This is a genomic window from Kocuria sp. HMSC066H03 (assembly GCF_001812045.1).
Taxonomy (GTDB): domain Bacteria; phylum Actinomycetota; class Actinomycetes; order Actinomycetales; family Micrococcaceae; genus Kocuria; species Kocuria rhizophila.
Window position 1 is genome coordinate 920686 of record NZ_KV807506.1, and the last position, 18039, is coordinate 938724.

At 69.4% G+C, this 18039-nt stretch carries 15 protein-coding genes; 11 read left to right on the plus strand and 4 right to left on the minus strand.

Translation table 11 applies throughout. The features are described from left to right. Positions 1 to 109: 109 nt before the first annotated feature. Positions 110 to 853, plus strand: coding sequence for a hypothetical protein (locus HMPREF2833_RS07520; RefSeq protein ID WP_070637258.1), 744 nt, complete (start codon positions 110 to 112; stop codon positions 851 to 853). 37 nt (positions 854 to 890) lie between these two features. Then, a complete protein-coding gene (locus HMPREF2833_RS07525) occupies positions 891 to 1700 on the plus strand; it encodes a hypothetical protein (protein ID WP_019310452.1) in 810 nt (269 codons plus the stop codon). Between the two features lie 199 nt (positions 1701 to 1899). Here the strand turns inward: HMPREF2833_RS07525 and HMPREF2833_RS07530 are convergent, their stop codons facing one another. Then, positions 1900 to 2274: a hypothetical protein gene (locus HMPREF2833_RS07530; RefSeq protein WP_019310451.1), complete on the minus strand. Its 375-nt coding sequence runs from the start codon at positions 2272 to 2274 to the stop codon at positions 1900 to 1902. Between the two features lie 144 nt (positions 2275 to 2418). On the opposite strand from HMPREF2833_RS07530, the gene HMPREF2833_RS07535 reads away from it, so the two are divergent. The 4 genes from HMPREF2833_RS07535 to HMPREF2833_RS07550 all read left to right on the plus strand — a co-directional run bounded on the left by HMPREF2833_RS07535 (position 2419) and on the right by HMPREF2833_RS07550 (position 7043). Further along, the gene (locus HMPREF2833_RS07535) at positions 2419 to 3249 is read left to right on the plus strand and encodes an aldo/keto reductase (RefSeq protein ID WP_070637260.1); all 831 of its coding nucleotides are present in this window, start codon (positions 2419 to 2421) and stop codon (positions 3247 to 3249) included. Between the two features lie 125 nt (positions 3250 to 3374). Beyond that, positions 3375 to 4886, plus strand: a complete 1512-nt coding sequence (locus HMPREF2833_RS07540) for a peptide MFS transporter (protein WP_070637262.1) — start codon at positions 3375 to 3377, stop codon at positions 4884 to 4886. A 197-nt stretch (positions 4887 to 5083) separates the two neighbouring features. Next, a complete protein-coding gene (locus HMPREF2833_RS07545) occupies positions 5084 to 6583 on the plus strand; it encodes an APC family permease (protein ID WP_019310448.1) in 1500 nt (499 codons plus the stop codon). A 49-nt stretch (positions 6584 to 6632) separates the two neighbouring features. Then, positions 6633 to 7043 (plus strand): universal stress protein, encoded by a 411-nt coding sequence (locus tag HMPREF2833_RS07550; protein WP_070637263.1) that lies wholly within the window; start codon positions 6633 to 6635, stop codon positions 7041 to 7043. Positions 7044 to 7320: 277 nt separating this feature from the next. Here HMPREF2833_RS07550 and HMPREF2833_RS07555 read toward each other — a convergent pair whose 3' ends face one another. Then, the gene (locus tag HMPREF2833_RS07555) at positions 7321 to 8091 is read right to left on the minus strand and encodes a phosphatase PAP2 family protein (RefSeq protein ID WP_237708745.1); all 771 of its coding nucleotides are present in this window, start codon (positions 8089 to 8091) and stop codon (positions 7321 to 7323) included. A 347-nt stretch (positions 8092 to 8438) separates the two neighbouring features. On the opposite strand from HMPREF2833_RS07555, the gene HMPREF2833_RS07560 reads away from it, so the two are divergent. The 3 genes from HMPREF2833_RS07560 (at position 8439) to HMPREF2833_RS07570 (ending at position 13369) form a co-directional block, all read left to right on the plus strand. After that, a complete protein-coding gene (locus tag HMPREF2833_RS07560) occupies positions 8439 to 9731 on the plus strand; it encodes an ROK family transcriptional regulator (RefSeq protein WP_083310958.1) in 1293 nt (430 codons plus the stop codon). Positions 9732 to 10075: 344 nt separating this feature from the next. Next, the gene (locus HMPREF2833_RS07565) at positions 10076 to 11506 is read left to right on the plus strand and encodes a sugar porter family MFS transporter (protein WP_070637264.1); all 1431 of its coding nucleotides are present in this window, start codon (positions 10076 to 10078) and stop codon (positions 11504 to 11506) included. 201 nt (positions 11507 to 11707) lie between these two features. Next, complete coding sequence (locus HMPREF2833_RS07570) at positions 11708 to 13369, plus strand: thiamine pyrophosphate-dependent enzyme (protein ID WP_070637266.1); 1662 nt, start codon at positions 11708 to 11710, stop codon at positions 13367 to 13369. A gap of 78 nt (positions 13370 to 13447) precedes the next feature. On the opposite strand, the gene HMPREF2833_RS07575 is transcribed toward HMPREF2833_RS07570, so the two are convergent. Continuing rightward, entirely contained in the window at positions 13448 to 14701 is a 1254-nt protein-coding gene (locus HMPREF2833_RS07575) for an MFS transporter (RefSeq protein WP_070637600.1), read from the minus strand. 107 nt (positions 14702 to 14808) lie between these two features. Here HMPREF2833_RS07575 and HMPREF2833_RS07580 point away from each other — a divergent pair, with 107 nt between their 5' ends. Beyond that, positions 14809 to 15810, plus strand: a complete 1002-nt coding sequence (locus HMPREF2833_RS07580; protein ID WP_070637268.1) for a zinc-binding dehydrogenase — start codon at positions 14809 to 14811, stop codon at positions 15808 to 15810. 12 nt (positions 15811 to 15822) lie between these two features. Here HMPREF2833_RS07580 and HMPREF2833_RS07585 read toward each other — a convergent pair whose 3' ends face one another. After that, complete coding sequence (locus tag HMPREF2833_RS07585) at positions 15823 to 16479, minus strand: DedA family protein (RefSeq protein ID WP_019310440.1); 657 nt, start codon at positions 16477 to 16479, stop codon at positions 15823 to 15825. 395 nt (positions 16480 to 16874) lie between these two features. Here HMPREF2833_RS07585 and HMPREF2833_RS07590 point away from each other — a divergent pair, with 395 nt between their 5' ends. Next, complete coding sequence (locus tag HMPREF2833_RS07590; RefSeq protein WP_070637269.1) at positions 16875 to 18032, plus strand: alpha/beta hydrolase; 1158 nt, start codon at positions 16875 to 16877, stop codon at positions 18030 to 18032. The last annotated feature ends 7 nt before the right edge of the window (positions 18033 to 18039 follow it).

Below are 18039 nucleotides of genomic sequence, written 5' to 3' on the forward strand. Positions count from 1 at the left end.
GGCACCCCCCCAGATCCGACCGCCTGCCCGGGCCCCCGCCGCCGGACCCGGCAGACGGACGGCATCGCGCGCCCCCCGGGCGCAGACACACGAGGGAGAGCACCAGCGCATGACCCAGCAGCACGACGCCGCCCGCACCCTCACCCGGCGGACCCTCGCCAAGGGCGCCGCGTGGTCGGTTCCGGTCATTGCGGCGGCGTCGGTTGCGCCGGCGCTTGCCGCGTCCAGCCAGTGCCAGCCCGCGCTCCGGTTCAGCGGGGGCATGTTTTACGACTTCGGCACCATCGATTCCGGCACGGGGAGGACCAATCAGTACCTGACCCTGGGAGGTCAGACCTACGTGGACAACCTCCCACCCGGAGTAATCGTCACGGACATCAGCTACACCTTCTGGATGGAGAACCGACAGGGGCAGGACAGTAGCGGCCCGGGGGTGTTCTGGATGGGAAACTCCACCGCTAGCACGCGCAACACATGCTCGAACGGGACCTGCAATGCCTCTTGGTCCCCCACATCTGGCAGTGGATTCCGGTCACGGGTCACCAACACCGTCAACAACACGACTGTTGAACACCCAAATGCTGGCCCGCTGCCTTCGTGGGATGTCAACATGTTCTGGTCAGCCGCCCAGGACACCGGAAACCGGTACAAGGTCGACTCTCAGACTGGGTGCAGGAATTTTGATTCAGGACCTTCTGGCCGGTTCCGCGTGGATTACACAGGGGTGGTAGCCCTCACCACGGCCGATGTGCGCAACGGCAAGAAGAGAATTCGGTCATTCGCGGAAGTCACGGCCACTTTGAACACGGGTCAGAAACTCACCAAGTCCTACCCCGTGGTCTATACAGGCTGATCTACCCCCCTCCCCCCACTCCCTCATAATGGACCCCATGGATTCCCACGCCACCTGGCCCGCTCCCGTCACCGTGAACGACCGGGGCTTCGACGCCGCCGCGCTGCGCCAGCTGAGGAAGGCGCCCTCTCCCGCGAGCGGCGACGAGGCGGGGCGGCCCCACGCGTCGTCGAGCACGGAGGCCGGGGAGACGGGCGTGGCGGCGGCCGAGTCGGCTGGTTCCCACGAGAGCGCGGTGACGTCTGCCGAGGCGGGCAGCGGGGCGGCGTCGTCGGACGGCGCGGCGGCGGACGGCCCCGGTGTCAGCGCACCTGCCGCGGGGAAAACGCCCGTGGGCGAGCGGCTGGTGGCGTCCCTGCTGCTCGTGATCCCGCTGGTGTCCGCGCTCGTGATCGTGCTGAGCGGAATGCGCTTCGCGGACACCCGCAACGGGCTGTGGCTGGGGGTCGTCGCCGTGGTCCTGGTGGCCGCGGCGCTGTCCTGGGTGGCCGTGCTGCGCCGCTCCTTCGCCAAGGCGCAGGGACACCTGGCCGCGCGGCTGCCCGGCGTGATCGGCTACGGCGTGGGCATCGTCCGCGAGCTGGACGTGGAGTCGCCCTTCGACGAGAACGGCGTCTCGGACACCGTGACCGCGCACCTCACCGTGCGCGTGAACCCCACGCAGGGTCCCGCGTTCACCGGCACCCTGGATGCCGTGTACGCCGTGGCGGACGCCGAGAAGCTCGCGGTGGGCTCCCACGGCCCGGTGCGCTACCTGCGCTCGGACCCGGAGAACACGGTCAGCATCGAAACCCGCCTGCCCGCGGAGAAGGTGCAGCAGATCTACCGTGCCGCCGCGATGAACTGACCACCGACCGTCCCTGCGGGGGAGGAGGGCCCCGTCTCCCGCCCCTCGCCGGAGGAGGACTGACGGCGGGCCGGGCGCGAACGCGCCCGCCGTGACGAGCTGGCCCGGGCGACAACCGGTGATGGCGGGACGGCCGCCGGCCCGGGTCCGGACTCTGCGAGAGCAGTTCCGGAGTGGGAACGGTCCTGGCCGACGCCGCTCAGAACTCGGCGCGGTCCCTGGCGGGGGCTGCGGAGGGACGGACCGCCGAGGAACCGCCCTGCGCGGACGTCCCCGCCGATGCTGCGGAGCGCCCGGAGACCGAGTGCTGGGCGCGTGCGGGGGAGACGACGTCGTGCTGGTCGGTCTCCGGCTCCGGGTCCTCGACCACGCGGGTGCCGGTGCGGCGAGCGCGCGCGGGGAGGTCGTCGATCGCGGTGATGCTCACAGCCATGACGTTGAGGGCGATCCCCAGGATGGTGAGGATCCACGCGAGCACCGCCAGCGAGCCCACGGCGCACAGCAGCCCGATCACCACCAGGGCCACGGACGTGAGGTAGGCGGGGGTCTTGACACGCTGGAAATCGAACTTCATGGATCCATTTCACCACGTTTCCCTGACCGCCCCGCCCGGTCGTGGGACAGCTGGGGGAACTTCACCCACAACTTAACTGCTTGTCAGACCCGGCCACCGCGCAGTTGACTGGGAGGTAGTTGTCAACGAAAGGATTCAGTAACGATGTCCAAGAACCAGACCCTCCAGCTCAATGACGGAAACACCATCCCGCAGTTCGGCTTCGGCGTGTGGCAGGTGGACGCGGACGTGGCGGAGGACGTGGTGAGCCAGGCCCTCAAGATCGGCTACCGCCACATCGACACCGCCAAGATCTACGGCAACGAGGAGGGCGTGGGCCGCGCGATCGCCAGCAGCGGCATTCCGCGCGAGGAGCTCTTCGTGACCACCAAGCTGTGGAACGACGACCAGGGCTACGAGTCCACCCTCGAGGCCATGGACAAGTCCCTGGAGCGCCTTGGCCTGGACTACGTGGACCTCTACCTCATCCACTGGTCCCAGCCGGAGAAGGGCAAGTACCTGGAGACCTGGAAGGCCTTCCAGGAGATCAAGGCCTCCGGCAAGGCCCGGTCCATCGGTGTCTCGAACTTCACGGAGAAGGCGTTGCAGGACGTGCTGGACACCGGGGTGGCCCCCGCCGCGCACCAGATCGAGCTGCACCCCTACTTCAACCAGCAGGCCCTGCGCGAGCTGGGTGCCCAGCACGGCATCGTCACCGAGGCGTGGTCCCCGCTGGGCCAGGGCAAGGCGGACCTCCAGGACGAGACCATCGGGAAGATCGCCGAGGCGCACGGCGCCACCCCCGCCCAGGTGGTCATCGCGTGGCACCTGGCCATCGGCAACGTGGTGTTCCCCAAGTCCGTGACCCCTGAGCGCATCCAGGAGAACTGGGACGCACAGAAGCTCACGCTCACCCCGGAGGAGATCGAGCAGATCAACGGCCTGACCCGTGACAACGGCCGCATCGGCCCGGATCCCGCGGACTTCAACGACTGACTCCGCACGGTTCGCGACTGCCGTGTGACGAAGCCCCCGGGTGTCCTGCCTCACAGGAACCCGGGGGCTTCGTCCTGTGCGTCGGAAAGCAGTTCCCCGGGCATCCGGGTGCATCATGGTGACCCATGAGTCACAGCACACCAGGCAGCGGCCTCACCGGCAACGCGCCGAACGATCCGAACCCGACCATCGACCCGCACAACCCCGCGGGCAGAAGAACCTTCTTCGGTCAGCCCGGCATGCTGGCCAACCTCTTCTCCGTGGAGATGTGGGAGCGCTTCTCCTTCTACGGCATGCAGGCCCTCGTCCTGTTCTACATGTACTACCCGGCGGCGGAGGGTGGTCTCGGCCTCGACCAGGGTGTGGCGACAGGCATCGTGGGCGCCTACGGCGGCACCGTGTACCTGTGCTCCATCCTGGGCGGCTGGGTGGCCGACCGTCTGATCGGCTCCGAGCGCACCATGCTCGCCTCGGCGGTGCTGATCATGGTCGGCCACATCGCCCTGGCACTGATCCCCAGCGTGCCCGGTCTGGCCATCGGCCTGCTGTGCGTGGCCGTGGGTTCCGGTGGTCTGAAGACCACGTGCGTGAACCTGGTGGGCACGCTCTACGAGCGCGACGACCCGCGCCGTGACGCCGGCTTCTCCATCTACTACATGGGCGTCAACATCGGCGCCCTGTTCGGGCCGCTGCTCACGAGCTTCGCGTGGGGCACCTGGGGCTTCCACGCCGGCTTCGGCATCGCCGCCTTCTTCATGGCGCTCGGCCTGGTGCAGTACTTCCTCACCCGCAAGGGCCTGCCGGACTCCGTGCACACGGTGGCCAACCCCCTGCCCCGCTCGCAGTACGGCAAGTGGATCGGGATCGCCCTGGGCTTCGTGGTCGTGGTCCTGGTGCTGCTCTTCACCGGGATCCTCAACCCCGGCAACCTGTCCGGCGCCGTGGTCCTCATCTCTCTCGTGGCGGCCATCGCCCTGTTCGCCATCATGCTGAAGGACAAGGGGCTCTCCCCCGAGGAGCACTCCCGGGTGGTCGCCTTCATCCCCCTGTTCATTGCCACAGCGGCATTCTTCGCCCTGTTCCAGCAGCAGTTCACCGTGCTGGCCGTCTACGCGGACACCCGCCTGGACCTGAGCCTCTTCGGCCTGGAGTTCAAGCCGTCCGCGGTCCAGTCCATCAACCCCGTGTTCATCATCCTGTTCGGCATGGTGTTCGCGGGCGTGTGGACCAAGCTCGGAACGCGCCAGCCCAGCACCCCGGTGAAGTTCGGCATCGCCCTGCTGCTGATCGGTGCGGCGTTCCTGCTCTTCATCACCCAGGCGGACACCGCGTCCGTGTTCGTGGGCTGGATCGTGCTGATCCTCCTCGTTGCCACCCTGGGCGAGCTCTTCCTCTCCCCGGTGGGGCTGTCCCTGGCCACCAAGCTGGCACCGCGGAGGTTCCCGGTGCAGATGGTTGCCCTGTACAACCTCTCGGTGGCGCTGGGCACTGCACTGTCCGGCTCGCTGGCCGAGTTCTACAGCCGCGAGAACGAGGTCGCCTACTTCGGCACCATGGGCGCGGTCACCATCGTCCTCGGTGTGGTCATGCTGCTGGCCGCCAAGCCCATCCTCAGGATGATGCGCGGCATCCGCTGATCCAGCTCGTCGCGTGAGAGCGCGTCCCGCCCCACCCAGGGCGCGGGGCGCGCTCTTTCCACTCCTGCCGCAGTGCCCCCTGCGGCGCGCAGCATCCCTTAGGGTTACCTGTACGCAATGAGCCGCGGATCACAGGTCAAACCCCCGAGCGGGTGAACCGTGCGCGGCCGCACTCTGGTCGATCCGCGGAGGACAACATGAGCAGTTCAGCTACGCCGAACGGCGCCGCACCGGCGTCGTCGGCCACGGGCCGTGACACGGCCGCAGCCGGGGGCACGGACCCCTCGGGAGAGAACCACGAACTCAAGCGGGTGATGGGCCCAGGCCTGCTCCTGCTGTTCATCGTGGGCGACATCCTGGGCACCGGCGTCTACGCCCTGACCGGCAACATCGCCGGTGAGATCGGCGGCGCCGCGTGGGCCCCCATCCTCGTGGCGTTCGTGGTGGCCACCATCACCGCGTTCTCGTACCTGGAACTCGTGACCAAGTACCCGGGCGCCTCCGGTGCGGCGCTCTACACGCACAAGGCCTTCGGCATCCACTTCCTCACCTTCCTGGTGACCTTCGCGGTGCTGTGCTCCGGACTGACCTCGGCCGCCACCGCGTCGAGCACCGTGGCGGCGAACTTCGCCAAGGGCTTCCACCTGGACCTGAGCCCGTTCGGCATCACCCTCGTGGCCGTGGGCTTCATGGCCCTGCTCGCACTCGTCAACCTGCGCGGCGTCTCCGAGTCCGTGAAGCTCAACGTGGTGCTCACCGTCATCGAGCTCACCGGCCTGCTGATCGTGATCCTCGTGGGCTTCTGGGCGGCGTTCCAGGGCAACGCGGACTTCAGCCGCACCATGATCTTCGAGACCGCCGAGGACAAGAACATGTTCCTGGTGCTCTCCTCGGTGACGTCCCTGGCGTTCTTCTCCTTCGTGGGCTTCGAGGACTCCGTCAACATGGTCGAGGAGACCAAGGATCCCACCCGCAACTTCCCGCGGGTCATGCTGTTCGGGCTGTGCATCACGGGCGTCATCTATGTGGTGGTGTCCCTGTTCACCGTGGCGATCGTTCCCATCGGTCAGCTCAGCGAGTCCACCACCCCGCTGCTGGACGTGGTCAAGATCGGTGCGCCCAACATCCCGATCGACACCATCTACCCGTTCCTCACCATCTTCGCGGTGGCGAACACCGCGCTGATCAACATGCTCATGGCCTCGCGCCTGCTCTACGGCATGGCCAAGCAGGGTGTCATCCCCGGGTTCCTGTCCAAGGTCCTCCCCGGGCGCCGCACGCCCTGGACGGCCATCCTCTTCACCACCGCGCTGGGCATGCTGCTGATCGTGATCGTGAACAACATCATGGGCAAGAGCACCGCGTCCGCGCTCGGTGGCACCACGGCCCTGCTCCTGCTGGGCGTGTTCACCGTGGTCAACGTGGCCGCCATCATCCTGCGCCGCGACCGCTCCCAGGAGGGCCACGACTACTTCCACGCGCCGCGCGTGCTCCCCTACCTGGGTGCCGTCACGTGCGCGTTCCTGCTGGGCCCGTGGGCGCAGGACACCATCGAGTACCAGATCGCCCTGGTGCTGATCGCCCTCGGCGTGGTGCTGTGGCTCGTGAACTTCCTCTACGCCCGCCTGTTCACGGGGCGCCGCACGCGCTTCCAGCACCCCGAGGACATCGCCCACCTCGAGGACGTGGACCGCTGAGGTCCCCGGCCCACCCCAGAACCCACCACGTCACGGACCAGGAGACCCCATGAACATCGTTGTCGGATACCTGCCCACCCCCGCCGGGCGCGCCGCGCTGCGTGCCGCCATCGACGAGGCCAAGCTGCGTGCCGCGGACCTCATGGTGGTCCAGGGCCACCACACCAAGCGGTGGGGCCGCCACACTGGTCCGGAGGAGACCGAGACCGCAGTGAGGGAGGACCGCGCCGCGCTGGACGCGAGCGGCGTCGCCTACGAGCTGATCCCCATGGCGGACGACGCCGACCCGGCGGACGTCATCCTCGACGTCACCGACCGCACGCACACCACGCTGCTGGTGATCGGCACCCGCCGGCGCACGCCGGTGGGCAAGCTCATCATGGCGCCCACCACCCAGCGTCTGCTGCTCGAGGCCGGGTGCCCCGTGCTGTGCGTGAAGGCCGAGTACACGCAGGACTGACACGCCGCTGGACTCCCCCGGGAAATACCCCGGGACGTCCACGGCGGCGCTGAGGGCCGTGCGACGGGTGCACGCCGCGAGTTCTTCCCGAGACCGGGGCTGCGGGCACATCTCAGACTCCGCGCGCAGGACCGCACGACGACGGCGGGCCGAACCTCCCAGAGGTTCGGCCCGCCGTTCGTCGTGGGCGCGCGCACACCATGTCCTGACGCGTCCGCCAATGCTCAGCGCGGGTCCACCCGCCACCGGCAGTGGGCGCGCGAGGGGGGCGCAGGGATCAAGCCGCTCGGTCCGAGCGCCGCGGATCGTGGGTGTCGGAGGATCCCGTGACGCGGCGGGCCGTGGAGCCGTGCGCCTCGGTGGGAACCGCCGCCCGGGTCGCGGCACGGCGCGAGTCTGGTGCCTCGAGGGACACGCCCACCTGCTGCCACGAGAAGCCGTACGCCAGGGCGGGGACCACCTTGTTGGCCACGGCGGTTCCCACCATCACCCCGGCCCAGGCCACCGGCAGGGCGGCCAGGACGTCGAGGGGGTAGTGGGCCCCCGAGTACACGCGGGCGGCACCGACCACGGCCACTCCGAGGGTGCCCCACAGCAGCACGTTGCGCCGGGTCCGCCGGCGCGCGGCCACGAAACCGAGGGCGAGGACGATGGCGACCAGGGCACCCGTGTGGGACGAGGGGAAGGATGTGGATCCCGCAACCACTTCCAGTGGATCGCCGGACACCGCCGGCCGGGGACGTTCCACGAGCACTTTCACGAGCCCCACCGCGCCCCAGCCCGCGAGCGCGGTGATGGCGAACCCCGTGGCGTCGAGGGGGCGGCGTCGGATCACGGCCAGCCAGCCGATGACGGCCGCGATGATGAGAACCACCCCGCCGTTGGACAGCGTGAACTGCACCAGGGTGGCGATGCCGTCCAGAAGGACGTTGCGATGCTGGGAGAGCCCCTCGAGCAACGCGGTCTCCCCGTCGGTCACCTGCGGTGAGAGCACCAGCAGACGACCGATTGTCGCTGTCAGCAGCACCACGACCAGAGGAACGGCCACGCGGTGACGCAACTGCGGCAAGTGCCACGGGGACCCGCCCGGCGAGGGGGAAGTGTACTGCGCCGGATTGGTCATACAGCAATGGTGACACGAGACACCGTGTGAATCCTGGTGTCGGCGTGTCGTGCTCCGCGTGGCGCCAGCAGACGCTCGTTTCACGTGAAACAGCTTGTGAAAAGGCTACCCATAAGCATTGCATGTCTTCTACGCCATATTAGACGCCCGCTCCCGCGGGCCCCTTCCCGGCACCGGAGGACTTCCGCCCCACTTTCGCCCGGACTTCGTGTTCGTTGCCCGAACGTTGACTACACTCAGGCCACCACGAGCATTCGAGAAGGGAAGAGACGATGACGTCCTCACCCACGGCGCGGCCCGCGGAGCGCCCGGCCACGGGTCGGCTCCGTCCACCGCGTCCATCCCCCGTCGAGAGCCCCGACGAGGCGGAGTCCAACGCCGCGCGGGCCGACACCGCGGCACGGGTCGCCAGTCCCACCGCCCCGGGATCGCAGACGGCCCTGCGCGTGGCCAACCGGCGACGAGTGGTGGACGCCGTGCGCGAACTGGGGGCCGTGACCCAGGCGAGGATCGCGCGGGAGACGGCCCTGGCGCCGTCGACCGTCTCGTCGATCGTCAAGGAGCTCACCCGGTGCGATCTGCTGGCCGTGGAGCCGGATCACGGGGGACGCAGGGGTCAGAATGTGCGGTTCAGCCCCCGCGCCGGGCACCTGCTGGGGGTGGACGTGGGACACCGCCACGTGGCCGTGGCCGTGGCGGACCTCAACGTGGAGATCCTCGCCCGGAAGCGCTGCGAGCTGCCGCCCGACCACGGAGCCGCCGAGGTCCTCGAGACCGCGCGCCGCATGGCCGACGAGCTGCGGGACGAGCTCGGGATCTCCGCTCAGCGCTTCCTGCAGGCCGGGATCGCGGTGCCCGCTCCCGTGGCCGAACGAGGGCGGGAGCTGGACTCCGCGGCCATCCTGCCCCGCTGGGCGGGAATGGACGTCCAGGATCTGGCATCCCGGGTGCTGGACTGCCCCGTGGTCCTGGAGAACGACGCGAATGCCGGCGCGGTCGGCGAGCACTCCCTCGGTGCCGGGCGGGACGTGCGCGACATGGCCTACCTGAAGGTCTCCCACGGGGTGGGTGCGGGGCTGGTCCTGGGAGGTCGGCTCTACCGCGGCGCCACGGGCTCCGCCGGGGAGATCGGCCACGTCACCCTGGACGAACGGGCCGGGCTCTGCCGCTGCGGGAACAGGGGCTGCCTCGAGACCTTCGTGTCCTCCGCCGCCGTGCTCGGTCTGGTGCACTCGTCGGGACGCCCGCTGGAGACGGTGCCGGACGTGGTGGACGCGGCCCTCGCGGGAGACCCGGGCTGCACCCGGGTGGTCGCGGATTCCGGGGGACTCATCGGCGGGGCCGTGGCCCAGCTGTGCAACCTGCTCAACCCGCAGCTCGTGGTCGTGGGCGGGGACCTCGCCCGCGCCGGGGACCTGCTGCTCGAACCGCTGCGACGGGCCGTGGAGAAGTACACCCTGCAGCGCGGGGACCGGGTGCGGATCACCACGTCCGAGCTGGGCCCGTTGGCGCACCTGACCGGCGCGCTGCTGCTCGCCCGGGCGGGGACCCCGCTCCCCGTGTGAGCCACCCGGTCCCGCCGGGTGGCTGTGGCCGGCCCGCGGTGCCTCCGCCCACGGGGCCCGGCGCGAGAGACCTCCGCGGGGCCTGATGCGATGTGGTGCGTCCGCCCTCTGAGCCGGAGCAGACATGACGCGCCGTTGTGTTCGACTCATGGACATTCTGTGATGCGAGTCCTACGCTGGGGTCACCGTCCACACCGGCGGCCGCTCCACATGCCTCCACGGTCACGGAGGCCCGGTCCTCGCCGACCGCGCCCCCTGGTCCCGCGCGTCCAGCTGTGCACGGCGGACGGCGGGGCACGGTATCCACCGAGCGTTGAAATTCACGACAGCAAGGGAGCTGTGGGATGAGCCAAGCGGCGCAAGCACACCCGACGGAACACCACCAGACGAACACCGCGGCGGTGGTTCGCATCACCACCGTGGCCGCCTTCGGTGGCCTCCTCTTCGGATACGACTCCGCCGTGATCAACGGCGCCGTCTCCTCGATCCAGTCCACCTTCGACGTGGGCCCCGGACCGCTCGGCTTCGCCGTGGCCGCCGCCCTGCTGGGTGCTGCGGTGGGTGCCTTCTTCGGCTCCCGCATCGCGGACCGCACGGGCCGCATCCCCGTCATGAAGGTCGCGGCCCTGCTGTTCCTACTCTCCGCGATCGGCTGCGGTCTCACGCAGTCCATCGAGTGGCTCATCTTCTGGCGCGTGATCGGCGGCGTGGGCGTAGGCGTGGCCTCCGTGATCGCTCCCGCCTACATTGCCGAGGTCTCCCCCGCCCACCTGCGCGGGCGGCTGGGGTCCCTGCAGCAGATGGGCATCGTGCTGGGCATCTTCCTGTCCCTGCTCGTGGACGCCCTGCTCGCCAACTGGGCCGGCGGAGCCTCCCAGGAGCTGTGGCTCGGGCTGGCCGCGTGGCGCTGGATGTTCCTGATCATGGCCGTCCCCGCCCTCCTCTACGGCATCGGCTCCTTCCTGATCCCGGAATCCCCGCGCTTCCTGGTGGCTGCCGGCCGCGAGGACGAGGCGCGCAGCGTGCTGTCCCGGATCCACGGTGACGACGCCGTGGACGTGCGCGTGGACAAGATCCGCACCACCGTGAACAACGAGCGCAAGCCGCGCTTCTCCGATCTGCGCGGTTCCATGGCCGGGCTCAAGCCCGTGGTCTGGGTGGGCATCGGCCTGGCCGCCCTGCAGCAGTTCGTGGGCATCAACGTGATCTTCTACTACTCCAACACGCTGTGGGAGTCCGTGGGGTTCAAGGAGTCCGACTCCTTCGCCATCTCCGTGGCCACCTCCGTGGTCAACGTGCTCGTGACCATCGTGGCCATCTTCCTGGTGGACAAGGTGGGGCGGCGCCCGCTGCTGCTCGTGGGCTCCGGCGGCATGGCCGTGACCCTTGCTGCGATGTCCTTCGTCTTCGCCACCGCCGGCAAGGAGATGGTGGACGGTCAGCTCACCCCGGTCCTCGGCCCCGTGGCGGGCCCGGTGGCTCTCGTGGCGGCCAACCTCTTCGTGGTGTTCTTCGGCGTCTCCTGGGGCCCGCTCATGTGGGTGCTGCTCGGCGAGATGTTCCCCAACCACATCCGCGGTGCGGCTCTCGCCGTGGCCGGCGCGGTGCAGTGGCTCGCCAACTGGGCCGTGACCGTCTCCTTCCCCACCATGTCCAACAACTCGCTGGGCCTGACGTACGGGATCTACGCGTTCTTCGCCGTGGTGTCCCTGGTGTTCACCATCAAGATGGTGCGCGAGACCAACAACGTGGAGCTCGAGGACATGCACGACTGACCTGTTCCCCCGCACCACACCGTCCGCCCCGGCCTGCACCTGCGCAGACCGGGGCGGACGGCGTCCGCGGCCCTGTCCGTGTCGCATGCTGGACGCATTTCCGTGCGCTTTCCTGCCGTCGGGTATTTTGCGAAGAACACTCGTGGGCGCTGCGGCCTTCCGGTCCCGGCGCCCGTCCTGACGGCGAAAAGAGACCTTCCCATGACGCAGCCAACCGCCACCGCAGCTCCGGGCCGTATGTCCGCCGGGCACGTGATCGTCGAGTCCCTCGCGGCGCACGGCGTGGAGCGCGCGTACGTGGTCCCCGGGGAGAGCTACCTGGACGTTCTCGACGGCCTGCACGACTCCTCCATCGAGACGGTGGTGTGCCGCCACGAGGGCGGAGCGGCGTACATGGCGGAGGCGGACGGGAAGATGAACCAGGTCCCCGGGGTGGCCATGGTGACCCGCGGCCCCGGTGCGGCCAATGCGCACGTGGGCCTGCACACCGCGTGGCAGGACTCCACCCCCATGGTGCTGTTCGTGGGGCTGATCCCGTTCGAGCACCGGGAGAAGGAGGCCTTCCAGGAGTTCGACCCGCACCAGTGGTTCGCCTCGGGCGCCAAGCGCGTGATGGTGCTGGACCACGCGGAGCGCGCCTCCGAGTACGTGGCCGAGGCCATGTTCGCGGCCCGTTCAGGACGGCCCGGTCCCGTGGTGGTGGGGCTCCCGGAGGACGTCATCACCCGTGAGATCGACGCCACGCTGCACCCGGAGATCCCCGTGGCCGGCGGCGGCATGACCGTGGACGACTGGAAGGCCCTCGAGGCCGCGCTGCAGCAGTCCATGAAGCCCCTGTTCGTGTTCGGCGGCAACGACTGGAGCACGGAGGGCGCCGAGCGGTTCACTCAGTGGCTCGAGGAGCACCACATCCCGGCCGCCGCCGAGTGGCGCTGCGAGGGCACAGTGCCCTTCGGATCCCCCTCCTACGTGGGCCCCATCGGGTACGGGCGCCCCAAGCCCACGTTCGACCTCATGGAGGAGACCGATCTGCTGGTCTTCGTGGGCACGGTCCCCGGTGACGTGATCACCAACGGGTTCCTGGTGCGCCAGGACTGGTCCAAGAAGAACTTCATCGTGACCATGGATCCCTCCATGCGAGGCCGCTCGGGTGCTGTCACCTACCAGATCGTGGCCAAGCCGGACGTCTTCGTGCGGGACCTGGTGCGGATGAACCTGCCGGTCAAGGACACGTGGCGGGACTGGTGCCGCCGCATGCGGCAGCAGCAGATCGACTTCTCCACGCCGCAGCCGCGCCCCGAGCAGGACGGGCCCGCCACCATGGACGCCATGATGACCGAGCTGGCACGCACCCTCCCCGAGGACGCCATGGTCACCTTCGGGGCGGGCGAGCACACCAACTGGGCGCACCGGTACTTCCCCACCAACGGGTACGCGTCCATGATCTCCGCGCGCAACGGGTCCATGGGGTACTCGGTGCCCTCCGCGGTGGCGGCGTCGCTGAACTTCCCGGGCCGCCGGGTGATCTCGATCGCCGGCGACGGCGAGTTCCTCATGAACGGGCAGGAGCTGGCCACGGCCGCGCAGTACGGCGCCACCCCGCTCGTGATCGTGATGGACAACCAGGAGTACGGCACCATCCGCACCCACCAGGAACGCCAGTACCCGGGTCACGTGTCCGGGACGCAGCTGAAGAACCCGGACTTCGCGGCCATGGCCGCGGCGTTCCACGGCGTGGGCGTCCGGGTGGAACGGCAGTCGGAGATCCCCGGGGCGTTGGAGCGCGCCTACCGGGCCATCGACGAGGAGCACACGTTCGCGGTGATCCACCTGGTCGTGGAGCAGCGCCAGAAGGCATACTGATCCGCACATAAAAGCAGGTCAGAAAGTCATGACGACGCCGCCGCAAGCCTCCCTGCGAGGCTCGCGGCGGCGTCGTCGTCAGCGCAGGGGGTGCTCCGCCTGGTCCCGGTGCATCCGACCCACGAAGACCGCCACCACACCGAGGGCGGGGGTCAGCAGGGCCACGCCCCAGAAGATGGCCTCGGGTGGGACCACCTGCGAGACCGGGCCCGCCACGGCCATGGAGATGGGCATGAGCAGCAGGGACACGAAGAAGTCCAGGGAGGAGATCCGCCCGAGCATGTGCGAGGGGACACGACGCTGCAGCAGGGTCCCCCAGATGACCTGACCCGCCCCACCTGTGGCGCCGAACACGCACAGCGCACCCGCCATGACCCACCACGAGTCGGTCATGCCCACCAGACCGAAGGGCAGTGTGCCAAATCCCCAGAGCCAGATCATGGTGGTGAGGTACTTCCGCGGCAGCTGGAGGGACGCCATCACGCTGGAGCCCACGGCCGTGGAGATGCCGTAGAGACCCAGCATGGCGCCGTAGTCCGCCACCGTGCCCCCCAGCCGGTCCACCACGAGGAACGGGACGAGCACCTCGAGCGGACCCATGAACAGGAAGATCGCACTCATGGCCCAGAGCAGGGTCCACAGCAGCCACGGTGTGCGCACGCAGTACTGGAAGCCCTCCAGCATCTCGCGCAGCATCGAGGACTGGGACGACGACGCCCCCTGCGCGTCGTCGCCGCCCCGCTCCGGGAGACGCAGCCGTATCATGAACACCAGCGCCACGGCGTGGCACGCGGCGATGGCCAGGACGGAAGCCCCGGGCAGCGCCAGACCCGTGAGGGCGCCGCCCACGGCGGGGCCGGCCGCGAGCTGCAGCAGGGGACGGGCCGTGCCCTCCACACCGTTGGCCGCGAGCAGCTGGTGGACCGGCAGGATCCGGGGCAGTGCGGCGGAGTAGGCCGGGTAGAAGAAGCCCACTGCTCCCGAGAACACGAAGGCCGCGACGCCCAGGTGCCACAGGGCGAGGGTGTCCGTCCAGGTGAGGACCACGATGGTCGTGGCCGTCACCAGGTTGGTGACCTCCACGCACCGCAGGATCACCGTCAGTCGGAACCTGTCCGCCGCCACTCCGCCCACGAGCACGAAGACGACCATTCCCACGGCCCCGGCTGCCGTGACCAGGGACAGGTCCACGGCCGATCCCCCGAGCTCCATGACCCGGGCCACCATGGCCACGGCCCACAGCCCGGACCCGAACACGCTCACGCCCATGGCCAGGGCGAGCACCGTGTAGGCGCGCGAGGAGAAGGGGGCCAGGGCCCGGGGAAGTTTCACCGTCACAGGCTATCGGCAGCCGGAGACGCCCCGCGTGTGAGCCGGAACTCACCATGGCGTAGCGTGCAGAGTGACCAGCACACCCGCACCGATCCGAAGGAGCGTCCATGCGCGCCACCCACGTCCCCAGTCCCGGAACCGTCGTGGTGAAGCAGTGGCCCGATCCCGAGGCCACGCAGGACGGCGAGTTCGTGGTCAGGATGGTCGCGGCGTCGGTGTGCGGCTCCGACCTGCACTCCGTGCTGCACGGGACGCTCCACCCGCGGGGCCCCGAGCTCCCCGGCTACCCGGGTCACGAGGGAGTGGGCGTGGTCACGGAGTCCCGCTCGGAGAAGTTCCCCGAGGGCACCGCGGTGCTGTGCCTCGCACCCGGGGAGCTCGGCGGCGCCTTCGCCGAGTACATGCTCCTGGACGAGGACCACGCGGTGGCGCTGCCCCCGGAGGTGGACCCCACGGACCTCACCGAGATGCGGCGCTACCTCATGGCCCAGCAGATGGGCACCTGCATCTACGCCATGAACCTCTACTGGCCCACCGAGGTGCCGCCCCGGCGTGCCGGGACCTGTGTGGTCATGGGAGCGGGTTCCGCGGGGCTGTTCTTCCTGCAGGACGCCCTGCGACGGGGCTTCGAGCAGGTGATCGTCTCCGACAAGGAGGAGTCGCGGCTCGAGATCGCCCGGCAGCTGGGTGCCCGCACCGTGCACGTGCCGCACGAGGAGCTGACGACCGTGGTCTCCGAGGCCACCGGCAACACGGGTGCGGACCTCGTCATCGAGGCCGTGGGATCGGACGCCCTGCGCGCGGAGGCCGTGGAGATCGTGGCCGACCGCGGAATCGTCGGCTGGTTCGGCCTCTACGAGAGCTTCGAGTCCGCACCCGTGCCGGTCTACGAGGTCTTCCGCAAGTCGGTCCGGCTCCAGGGCTCCGTGGCCGCCCAGTCCGAGCCTGGTCTCGTGTCCTTCCACGAGGCCGTCCGGCGCATCCGGGACGGCGAGGTCACCGTGGACTACTGCCTGGGCCCCGTGCACCCGCTCGAGGAGACCATCGACGTGCTGCGCACGGCCGAGCGCGGCGGGGACGGCCACGTGAAGTTCACGATCGTGCCGTAGGCCCCGCGCGGGTCAGCTCTGCACGCTCCTGCCCCGCATGCTCGTGATGATCTGGACGGCCACCGGGATCAGCGAGAGGAACACGATCAGGATGGCGATCAGGTCCACGTGGTCGCGGATCAGCGGGATGCCGCCCAGCAGGGATCCGGCGACCACCATGATGGTGACCCACAAGAAGCCGCCCAGCACGTTCCAGCCCACGAACTGACGGTAGGGGTGGCGTGCGGCGCCCGCCACGAGGGGCACGAAGGTCCGCACGATCGGCACGAAGCGCGCGAGCACGATGGACCGGCCCCCGTACTTGTGGAAGAAGTCCTCGGTCTGGCGCAGGTACGCGGTCTTCAGGAACCGGGCGTCGTCCTTGAAGAATCGCCGCCCGTACCGGTGCCCCAGGAAGTACCCCACCTGGTCCCCGGCCACGGCGGCGATGAACGGCACCAGGATCATGAGCCACAGCGGGATGTTCAGCGCCTCGTGCAGCAGGCCGCCCGTGAACAGCAGGGAGTCGCCGGGCAGGAAGGGGAACAGCAGCCCGGACTCGATGAAGACGATCACGGTCATGCCCGCCAGGGCCCAGGGCCCGAGCTGCTGCAGCAGCTGTTCCGGGTCTCCCAGCGGCAGCAGCTGGGGTGCGAGAGTTCCCGCGGTCTGCATCAGTTCAAGCGTCATGGTGACCCATTATGCGCCCTCGGAACCGCGTCCTCGCGGCGGGGGTTCACGACGCCGCCCGGACCGTCCACGCTCCCGTCACCCGATTCCCGGGGCGCGTTCCACGGGGCGCGTTTCCCCGGGCTCACTTTCCCCGGGGCCCGTCGTACCTGGGCAGGCGGGTCCGGAGTCCCCGTGCGGCTTCCTCGCCGGCCGAGCTCCGGCCGGGAGTGCGCTGGTGTGCACCTGGCAGCAGCCCCCTTGTTTTCTGCCAACACCCTGCCGTGTTCCGTGCCGTGCCCGTCCGGCACTCCGGATACCTATGCTGTCCCCGTGCGATGATCCAGTCTCCGTGGGGAGACCACCGGTCGTCCCACGGAGTCCACGGACAGTCCACAGGAAACGAGCAGTGTGCCATGGCGTTCTTCGAGCTGACAGGGTGGCCCCTCTTCGTCGTCGTCGCGGGAGCGGCGCTGGCCCTGCTCGCGGTCACGGTGGTGGTCCTGCCGCGCCGTCGTGGGCCCGGGCTGGGGAAGTACCTGCTCCAGCTGGTGTGCGTGGTCCTGGTGGTCCTGCTGACCCTGGTGGGTGTCTTCCTGAAGATGAACATGGACAACCAGTGGTACTCCAGCTGGGGTGACCTGCTCTCCAACGGCGGGGGGCCGGTGACCACCGCGACCGTCGGCGCCGTCCCGGCCGCCGTGACCACGCCCGCGAAGGATCTTCCCCACCAGCCCTTCACCGCCGCGCAGACGAACCCCGCCAGCAGCTCCTTCTTCGGGTCGCAGGTGGATGCGGCCAGCACCTCGGGGCAGTGGGTGCACTTCACCCTTCCCGGCCGGGAGTCGGGGATCACACAGGATGCCACGGCCTGGCTGCCGCCCTCCTACATGGCTCAGCCGCAGCGCGCCTACCCCGTGATCACCGCGTTCACCGGGTTCCCCGGGGACGTGCGGACCTACACCAAGGCCATGGACATCGGCCACCACATCCGCTCCGCGGTATCGGGCGGCACCATGCGGGAGGCCATCGTGGTGATCCCGGACGTCTACCCGGGCAACAACGACACCGAGTGCGTGGACAGCGACCACGGGCGGTGGGAGACGTACGTGAGCAAGGACGTGGTGTCCTGGATCCACGAGAACCTGAGGGTCTCGAGCGATCGGGCGGCGTGGTCCACCCTGGGCTACAGCGCGGGTGGCTGGTGCTCGGCCATGTTTGCCGTGCGCCATCCCCAGATCTGGTCCAGCAGCGTGAACCTGGCGGGCTACTTCGCGCCCATGTACAGCCCTGGACAGCAGTGGAAGACCGCGGATCCGGCGGCCTACGACCTCGCCTCGGTGGTTCGCCGCGACACGCCGGACGTCCGCCTCTGGTTCTTCTCCGGCGGTGAGGACACGGTCTCGGTGAACGCCGTGCACGGATTCGCCCCTGCCGTCTCCGCCCCCACAAGCCTGGAGACGAACATCTCCCAGAGCGGTGCCCACCGGGTCGCCCTGTGGGAGGCCCAGCTGGACTCCTCCCTGGCGTGGCTGGGCCGCACGTCCCCGGCGTTCGCGCCTCTGCCCGCGTGAACGGCCT